Source organism: Phenylobacterium sp. (assembly GCF_031360265.1).
GTDB lineage: Bacteria > Pseudomonadota > Alphaproteobacteria > Caulobacterales > Caulobacteraceae > Phenylobacterium.
Genome location: NZ_JANMBF010000163.1, coordinates 1 through 8621, shown reverse-complemented (window position 1 = coordinate 8621; position 8621 = coordinate 1). Strand labels below are relative to the sequence as shown.

Below are 8621 nucleotides of genomic sequence, written 5' to 3'. Positions count from 1 at the left end.
CGGGCCCAGGAACGATCCGCCGTGGTCTTCCACCGCATCTTCGTGATAGCAGGCGCGCAACAGCGCCTCGTCGCCGCGATCGACCGCGCGGCTGTAGCGCAGGATCACCTCGGCGATCGCCTGCTTGTCCAGCAGGGCGCGAAGCTCGTCGGTCAGGATTCCTGACTCCGCCATGGGCTCAGCGGGTCTTCTGATCGAAATCCTCAACCAGTCCCATGGCCTTCAACAGATGGGCGCGGTCGTAATATTCCCGCCAGACCTTGATCAGCGGACCCTCGAATTCCAGCACGCCAACCACCGGCGCTGAGCCCGCCTTGCCGCGGATGACGAATTCGTCGGTGCGTTCCATGTAGAGCACCCCGTCGATGACGCCCATGTGGTGGATGTTCAGGGTGATGGACTCCAGGCCGTCGCCAAGGCCGGAGACCCGCTTGAACACCGCCTCGCGGCCGACCACCGGGTCGACCATCATCGAATGCAGCACGCCTTCGGGGGTGAACATGTCGGCGACCTTTCGCCAGTCCAGCGCCCGCCAGGCTTCCGCCATCTCGCGGCCCAGGGCGATCTTGCGTTCGTCAGAAACCGCTGCGGTCATGGCCTCTCGTCTCCCCTTGTTGTCGGAACGGCCAAGCCTTGCCGCCGCGACGCTGGATTTAACTTGCATAAGAGTACTCACCATTGGCAAGTCATTTCTGGAACCGCCGAATCCCGCCCCGCGGCGGTCGGGTCAGCGGCCAGCCAGGGGGAGGCGTCGACGTTCCCCGATTGAGTGACTTGCTTGACGAGACGATAAAACACCACATATCCTTGGCGGCATAGAAAAGCAAAAAAGCCAAACGGGGGAAAGTCGTCAACAGGGTCTTCGGGAACCAGTAGCGTCGACCAAAGCGACCCAGGCGGTCGACCGTCGCCGCTGTTATGCAAGTTGGCGTTGCTCCTTCGATCACGCCAGCCGAACCGGATCATCCCAGGGCGCCGCACCCCCTCGATCGCATTGGAAATTCCGCGCTGCGCGGAACCACAACATGGACCTTTCGGCTCGTCATGGGCCGAGGCGGTCCGGGGGAGGAAGAGCTGTGAAGCTGCACCACACGACATCCGCCATCGCCTTGCTCGCAGGCATGGCTCTCGCTCTTCCGGCCGCGGCCGCCGGCGCCGCGGCGGCTGGCCCGACCCAGCTGGAAGAGTTGATCGTCACCGCCCAGAAGCGCGAGGAGAACGTCCAGACGACACCCTTGTCGATCACCGCGGTGTCGGGCGCCAGCCTGGCCAAGGACCGGGTTCTGACGCTCGAGGACCTGGGTCACAACATGACCGGCATCTCCTTCACCGCGAACTCGCCCCAGGCCAACGAGATCAACATCCGCGGCGTGGTCAACACCCGCCTGACCTCGCCCACCGCCGACCAGTCGGTCTCGACCTTCGTCGATGACGTCTATGTCAGCCGCTCCGGCAACCTGAATTCGGCGTTCTACGATGTCGCGCGGATCGAGGTCGTGCGCGGGCCGCAGGGCGTGCTGCTGGGCAAGAACGTCGCCGGCGGCGCGGTCAACATCATCAGCAACGCGCCCGCCTTCGAGCAGTCCGGCCGGGTGACGCTCACGGTCGGCAACTATGACCTGCGCCAGACCCAGGGCTTCATCACCGGCGCCCTGACCGACACGCTGGCCGGGCGCTTCTCGTTCCAGACGATCAATCATTCCGGCTACGCCAAGGACCTGTTGCACAACACCGACCTGGAGAATCTGGACTCCGTGCAGGGCCGGGTGCAACTCGCCTACCGGCCGACCAATTCTGACCTGCGGGCCAGCATCAACATCGACTATTCCAAGGACAGCAACGATGGCGTCAACCGCGTCGGCCTGAAGAGCCCGACCCTGCCCGCCGGCCCCAACATCTGGTCGGGGACCCGCAGCCTGATCGCGGCGCTCCGCCCCGGCGGCCTGAACCTTCGCGAGAGCTTCCCCGTCTGGCCGCAGTTCCAGGGCGACCTGGCGCCCACGCCGCAATCGGCGCGGCACGAGACCTATGATGTGATCGCCAAGGTCGAGAAGGACGTCGCGCCCAACATCCGGTTCACCAGCGTCACCGGCTATCGCGACAATCGCGCCTTCACCCTCTACGACCAGACCGGCCTTGGCCCGACGAACGGCTTCAGTTTGACCGCGGCGCAACTGGCCTCGGTGGGCTCTTCGCTGCTGTTCGCCGAGCCGGTGAACTTCATCGAGCAGGTTCACCAGTTCTCCGAGGAGATCCGGCTGACCTCCACCGATCCGTCGAGCCGCCTCGACTGGATCGTCGGCGCCTACTACCTGAAAAGCCGCGTGCACCAGTTCAATCGGTTCTGGGGCGAATCCCTGGTGCTGCCGACCCTGTCAGGTGAATCCCACTGGGACGACTACGGCCACAACCAGGATGTCGCGGCCTTCGCCCAGATCGGCTACAAGATCACCGACACGCTCAAGATCGAGATCGGCGCGCGCTACACGACCGACAAGAAGGGCGGCACCCAGCAGGGCATCATCGTCGCCACCGGCGACAAGTTCCATCCGGCCGACGCCGCCCCGCTCACGCCGCTGACCACCAACTTCTTCACCGGCTATGGCGACAGCTGGAGGAAGCTGACGCCGCAGGCGATCCTGCGCTGGACGCCGAACGACAGCATGATGGTCTACGGCACGGTCTCCCAGGGCTTCAAAGGCGGGGGATTCCAGAATGACGCCTCCAAAGCCGTCGCGGCGGCCACGCCCTACAACCCCGAAACGGTCACCAACTACGAGGTCGGCTACAAGGCCGAATTCCTGAACCATACGGTGCGTTGGAACTCCGCCGTCTTCTACATGAAGTACAAGCAGTTGCAGGTTCAGCAGACCCTGGCCTCGTGCCTGTGCAACGTGATCAGCAACGCGCCCGGCGCCACGATCAAGGGCTTCGAGACCGACCTGCAATATGCCCCGACCGCCCGGTTCCATGCCTGGGCCAGCGGCAGCTATGTCCACGGCCGCTATGACCAGTTCGTGTTCAACGGCGTCGACAACTCCGGCCACCTGATGCAACGCACCCCGGAATGGCAGGGCGCAGTCGGCGCCGAGGCCACCACCAACGTCGGGTCGTGGGAGGATGCGCTGGTGGCGCGCCTGAGCTACCGCTGGCAGGGCAAGATGCCCTGGGCGCCGGAGAATACGTCGTGGGAGAAGGCCTACGGCACCCTCGACGGGCGCATCACCCTGACCCCTCCGGGCAAGGGTTGGAGTGTCTCGGTGTTCGGCAAGAACATCACCGACGAGGTCTATCGGACCAACATCATCGTCTTCTTCAACGACGAGATGTCATCCTTTGCCGCCCCCAGGACCTTCGGCGCGGAAGTGTCCGTGCCGTTCTGACCGTCTCCAGGCCGGGCGCGGCGCGCCCGGCCATCCTTCAACGCGGGTGATCGTGCATGGGTCGCTACTATGGGATCCTTCAACAGGTGATCGCGGCCTGGCAGGCCAAGGACGTCGAGGCCGTCCTGGCGCACATGGCCGACGACATCGTCTGGCACTATGCGGCGGGCGCCATGCCGCCGGTCCGAGGCAAGGTCGCCGCGGCCAAGCTGCTCACCCGCTTCCAACAGGACATGCACGCCATCCAGTGGCGCATCTTTGCCCACGCCGAGGCCGGCGAGCGGCTGTTCATCGAAGGTGTCGATGAGTACCGGACCACCGACGGGATACGGGTCGCCGCCCCCTACGCCGGGGTGCTGGAGTTTCGCGACGACCTGATCGTCGGCTGGCGCGACTATGTGGACCTGGGCGTCATCGCCGAGCAGAAGTCGGGTGCGCCTCTGTCGAAGCAGGTGTCGGGCCTGCTCGACCGGCCGCTGGCCGGCTGAAGGACGGACCCATGTCGATCGACCGCCGAAATCTGCTGACCGCCGCAGCCGCCGCCAGCGCGCTGGCGGCGGCCCCCGCCCTGGCCAAGGAGCCCGCCATGCCGCGCCTCTATCCCGTCCTGCAGGCGATCATCGCCGCCTGGCGCACGCAGGACGTCGAAGGCGTCCTGGTGCACGTCACCGACGACATCGTCTGGCGCAACTCCTCCGGCTACGCGCCGGCGATCCACGGCAAGGCGGCCATGCGCACGGCCTTGCAGGGCATGGCCCCCGTGATCAAGACCAACGCCTGGCGGATCTTCGACCATGCCGAATCCGCGGATCGGCTGTTCATGGAGGGCGTCGACGAGTTCTGGCTGAAGACCGGCGAGCATGTGGCCATCCCCTATGCCGGCTCGCTGCAGTTTCGCGGCCTCCTGGTTTCCGAATGGCGGGAATATTACGATGGGCGGATCAGCGCGGCGATGAAGGCCGGCGCGCCGATGACCGACGAACTGCGCGCCATGCTCGCCCGCCCGGCGGTCTGAGGCGGCGAGGACCCGACCTATTCCGGTGGCGTGACGTTGAAGGCGTCGACCGTTTCGCCGCACTGATCGCAGGTGACACGCGCCTCCAGCCGATGGCCACAGGGACGGTGAAAGGTGATCAGCGGCGGGCCGTTGTCTCCGGCGAGCCACCGGTCGCCCCAGCGGTTCAATTCGGCGATCAGCGGATAGAGGTCGCGCCCGATCTCGGTCAGCCGGTACTCCCAACGGTCGGGCCGCTGCTGATAGAGCCCGCGGCTCAGGACGCCCATGTCCAGCAGCCGCGTCAGCCGGTCTGACAGGATGTTCGGCGCGACGCCAAGCGCGCTCTGGATAACGTTGAACCGCCGATGTCCCATAAAGGCCGCGGCGATCACATGGGCGGTCCAGCGGTCCCCCAGCACCTGAAAGGCGCGGTCCAGCATCGGGTTGCCCTGGTTGAGCGCGTCGGCTGGGACGATCGAGCGGCGCTGCGCGCGGGGCGGTCGCGCCGAATCGAAGCCCGCGCCCGGGCCGTCCTCCACATAGACGTCGCGCGGCGAGACCAGATCGCCGCAATGGCCGCAGCGGAATTCGGGCGTGAAGTCGTTGCCGCAGCTGTGCCTCAGGCGATGGGCGGGATTGGCGGGATCGAAGAACCACCGCTTCTCCCACCGGACGATCATCAGGGCCAGGCTGTAGAGGTCCCGGCCCATCTCCGAGAGATGATAGTCCTCACGCGCCGGTCGCTCCTGGTAGCGGACCCGCACCAGGATGCCGGCGGTCTGCAGGCGCCGCAGCCGGTCGATCAGCAGGCTGCGGGCAATGCCGATCCGGCCCTGGAACTCCTCGAACCGCCGCACCCGCTGGAACGCCAGATAGAGGATCATCAGGGTCCAGCGGTCGCCCAGTACATTCAGCGCCCGGGTGGCCGAATTGGCCTGGATCGACTGGGTGGCCCGCGCCGTTTCGGAGATAGGGGTACGGCTGGACTGCGCCATGTCGCCTCTGATTATCGGAAGCGGCGACCCTTCGGTCACCCCCTGGGCTTGTCAAGCGCTCACCGGCTGAGGTCAGTCGCCCTGCCCGGCGGCCGCGTAGTCGCGCGCAAGGTCGTCGATGATGTCGGCCAGGGGTTCGATCGCACGAATCTCGCCCGCGCCCTGGCCCGCCGACCAGACGTCGCGCCAGCGCATCGCCGCATCCTCCGGCCGGCCGAGCGCGATCGGAGCCTTGGTCTTCAGTCCCTCGGGATCGTGGCCCGCCGCGATCAGGCTGGATCGCAGCCAGTTGGCGGGGATGCCGGTCAGCGCCGCGGAGGTGACGATATCCTCCGCCGTGGCCTCGATCAGCATCTGCTTGTAGCCGGGGACCGCCAGGCTCTCGGCGCAGGCGATCAGCCGGGTGCCCAGGTAGGCGAGGTCCGCGCCCAGCATCCGCGCGGCGCGTATGGCGCGGCCGGTCCCGATCCCGCCGCCGAGCACGATCGTCCCGTCGAACACCTCGCGCACGGCCGGCGCGAAGGCGAAGCCGGCGATCTGGCCGGTGTGACCGCCGGCCCCGGCCGCCACCAGGATCAGGCCGTCGACGCCGGCGCCGGCCGCCTTGCCCGCATAGGTCAGGGAATTGACGTCGGCATAGACCAGGCCGCCGTAGCCGTGGATCGCCTCGACCACCGCCACGGGGCTGCCCAGCGCAGTGATGACGATCGGCGGCCGGTGTTTCAGCACCAGCTCGAGCTCCTCCTCCCAGCGGGCGTAGGAGCGATGGACCATGAGATTGATCGCCCAGGGCGGGGCGTCGGCCGGCAGGGTGGCCGCGATCCGACCCATCCAGTCATCCAGGTCGTCCAGGGTCCTGGCGTTGTTGGCGGGAAAGGATCCGATGATCCCGCCCTTGCAGGCCGCCAGCACCATCTCGACACCCGAGACCAGGAACATCGGCGCGGCGATGGCCGGCAGTCGCAGGCGCTCGGCGATGTGCGCGGGCAAGGACATGGGGTGGCTCAGTCCGCGTCCAGCGGCTTGGGCGGCCAGGGGATGAAGCCTGAGGTGCGGCGCATATAGGCTTCGTAGGCGGGCTTGCGGCGGCGCAGGCGGCCTTCGACGGTGGGCACGCCGCTCCACCGGGTCAGGGTGAACACCAGATAGGCCGGCCCGACGACGGCGAACAGGCCCGGCGTGGTCTCGGCCGCCACCAGCCACAGGCCCCACCAGACGCAGGCGTCGCCGAAGTAGTTGGGGTGCCGGGTATAGCGCCACAGGCCCCGGTCGAGCACCTCGCCCTTGTTGGCGGGGGTCTTCTTGAACCGCACCAGCTGCCAGTCGGCGAGGCTCTCAAAGACCAGGCCGAACACCGCCAGCCCCGCGCCGATCCAGCCGACCGGCCCCAGCCGCGCCGGCTCGGCGGCGATCTGGCCGAGCTGGATGGGCAGGCAGACCAGCCAGAGCAGCGGCATCTGCAACAGGAACACCAGACGGAAGGCCGCGTAGCCATAGCCCCAGCCGCGTTCGGCCTTGGCCTTGTCGAGCATCCGCACATAGCGGCCGTCAGGTCCGTGGTCGCGCCAGCGCCAGAGCATGTAGCCGCCCAGCCGCAGCGCCCAGGCGAGGCAGATCCCGGTCAACACCATGCGCCGGGGGGTCCCGCCGCCGGTCTGGATGTAGGTCGACAGCGCCACCACGCCCATGCCCAGGCCCCAGAGGCTGTCGACAGGCGTGCAGTCGCGCATCGCCACGCAGACCGCCCAGGCCAGGACGAACAGCGCCAGGATGACCCCGGCGTTGACCGCCAGCACGATGACGAGTTGCGGCATTGTCCCCTCCCCCGAGGTCGCCCCATCGAGGCGGGTGATTTGACAGTCTTTCTATGCAAGTTAACTTGGCTGCGCAAGACGAGGGGTGCGGGCCAAGGGGACCGGCTCGCGGCGACGCGGAGGCGATCATGGGCGATTTCACGGGACAGACGGCGCTGATCACCGGCGCGGCGGGCGACATCGGAGCGGCCGCGGCGCTCGCCTTCGCGCGATCCGGGGCCAGGGTGGTGGTCACCGACCGGCGGGGGGACGAACTGGACGCGGTCGCGACGGCGCTCAAGCAATCCGGCGCCGAGGTGCTGGCGCACGCATGTGACCAGACCGATCCGGACGCCGTCGCGGCCCTGTTCGAACAGGTCCGCGGCTGGTCGGGCCGGCTGGATGCCGCGTTCCTCAACGCCGGGTACGGGCGCTACGGCGCGCTGATCGACCTGCCGTTCGACCAGTGGCGCAAGCATGTGGAGGTCAATCTGAACGGCGGGTTCCTGATGGCCCAGGGCGCCGCGCGGCTGATGCGTGACGCAGGCCGGGGTGGCGCCATCGTCATGAACGCCTCGACCGCGGCCACTCATGTCTGCGATCTGCTCGGAGCCTATGTGGCGTCGAAGTCGGGGGTGCGGATGCTGGCCAAATCCCTGGCGTCCGAGCTTGGCGTCCATCGCATCCGCGTCAACCTGATCCTGCCCGGCGTGATCGAGACGGCCATGACCCGCTCGCTGCTCGACGACCCCGCGGTTCGCGCCGACGCGCTGCGCAACACCCCGGTCGGTCGGCTCGGCAGGCCGGAAGACATCGCCCGCCTGGCGGTCTTCCTCTGTGGCGAAGAGGCCGGCTACGTCACCGGCGCCGAGGTGCTGATCGACGGCGGCCAGACCCTGCACGGCTATCCCCGCTGGTTCAGCGCCGACTATGCGCAAGTGAGCGCGGAGTGGGTCGCCCACTCGTCGCCCAAGCCGTAGCGCTTTCGGTTCTTGGGCTCAGCCAGGTATGGTCAGCTCCACCGGGGGTCGCCGGGCGGCGCCGGGTTCGCCTTTGCGGATCACGAAAGTTCCCTGTCATCCCGGCCGCAAGCCTGCGCGCGCAGGCTGAAGCGCCGGGACCCAGGGGGTTCCCGCTGTGCGGTTGCTCCTGGCTCCCGGATCGGCCTTGCAGGCCGTCCAGGATGACAGAATTTGGGGGATTTGCAGTTTCGGAAGTTGCCGAGACGCAGTCGCCGGCGAGCGCCCGATCAGGAGGTGTCGGCGGGCGGCGGCGGGGCGTCGTGGCCGTTGGCGAGCGCGCCCGGGGTAGGGCCAGTCTCCGGCGGGGCGGCCGAGGCCACAGCCTTGTGCGGCGCCAGCACGGCGTTGGCCCTGGCGGCTTCCACCGCGAGCTCTTCGCAGAGCCGGGCGATCAGCTGGTCGGGGTCGAGGTCGAGGAAGTCCTCGTCCTC

The 8621-nt window shown here is 67.8% G+C and carries 10 protein-coding genes; 4 read left to right on the top strand and 6 right to left on the bottom strand.

Annotated elements, in window-relative coordinates:
- Together RMN86_RS18180 and RMN86_RS15095 are read right to left on the bottom strand one after the other, a co-directional pair.
- Window positions 1-174: nuclear transport factor 2 family protein (locus RMN86_RS18180; RefSeq protein ID WP_405041354.1), on the bottom strand; the 174-nt coding region annotated here is incomplete at its 3' end.
- Window positions 175-178: 4 nt separating this feature from the next.
- Window positions 179-595: a nuclear transport factor 2 family protein gene (locus tag RMN86_RS15095; RefSeq protein WP_309606678.1), complete on the bottom strand. Its 417-nt coding sequence runs from the start codon at window positions 593-595 to the stop codon at window positions 179-181.
- A gap of 481 nt (window positions 596-1076) precedes the next feature.
- Here RMN86_RS15095 and RMN86_RS15090 point away from each other — a divergent pair, with 481 nt between their 5' ends.
- Genes RMN86_RS15090 through RMN86_RS15080 form a run of 3 tightly spaced genes read left to right on the top strand, consistent with a single transcriptional unit; the run spans window position 1077 to window position 4398 of the window.
- A complete protein-coding gene (locus tag RMN86_RS15090) occupies window positions 1077-3383 on the top strand; it encodes a TonB-dependent receptor domain-containing protein (protein WP_309606677.1) in 2307 nt (768 codons plus the stop codon).
- Window positions 3384-3439: 56 nt separating this feature from the next.
- Window positions 3440-3871 (top strand): nuclear transport factor 2 family protein, encoded by a 432-nt coding sequence (locus tag RMN86_RS15085; protein ID WP_309606676.1) that lies wholly within the window; start codon window positions 3440-3442, stop codon window positions 3869-3871.
- A gap of 11 nt (window positions 3872-3882) precedes the next feature.
- A complete protein-coding gene (locus tag RMN86_RS15080) occupies window positions 3883-4398 on the top strand; it encodes a nuclear transport factor 2 family protein (protein WP_309606675.1) in 516 nt (171 codons plus the stop codon).
- A gap of 17 nt (window positions 4399-4415) precedes the next feature.
- Here RMN86_RS15080 and RMN86_RS15075 read toward each other — a convergent pair whose 3' ends face one another.
- From RMN86_RS15075 to RMN86_RS15065, 3 genes are all read right to left on the bottom strand, one after another.
- Window positions 4416-5375, bottom strand: a complete 960-nt coding sequence (locus RMN86_RS15075; protein ID WP_309606674.1) for a helix-turn-helix domain-containing protein — start codon at window positions 5373-5375, stop codon at window positions 4416-4418.
- A 72-nt stretch (window positions 5376-5447) separates the two neighbouring features.
- Window positions 5448-6371 carry a nitronate monooxygenase gene (locus tag RMN86_RS15070; RefSeq protein WP_309606673.1) on the bottom strand — a complete coding sequence of 308 codons (924 nt, stop codon included), beginning with the start codon at window positions 6369-6371 and terminating at the stop codon, window positions 5448-5450.
- An 8-nt stretch (window positions 6372-6379) separates the two neighbouring features.
- Complete coding sequence (locus RMN86_RS15065) at window positions 6380-7189, bottom strand: DUF1295 domain-containing protein (protein ID WP_309606672.1); 810 nt, start codon at window positions 7187-7189, stop codon at window positions 6380-6382.
- 128 nt (window positions 7190-7317) lie between these two features.
- On the opposite strand from RMN86_RS15065, the gene RMN86_RS15060 reads away from it, so the two are divergent.
- Window positions 7318-8148, top strand: coding sequence for an SDR family oxidoreductase (locus tag RMN86_RS15060; RefSeq protein ID WP_309606671.1), 831 nt, complete (start codon window positions 7318-7320; stop codon window positions 8146-8148).
- A 269-nt stretch (window positions 8149-8417) separates the two neighbouring features.
- Here RMN86_RS15060 and RMN86_RS15055 read toward each other — a convergent pair.
- The coding region (locus RMN86_RS15055) for a hypothetical protein (protein WP_309606670.1) at window positions 8418-8621 on the bottom strand (204 nt) is incomplete at its 5' end.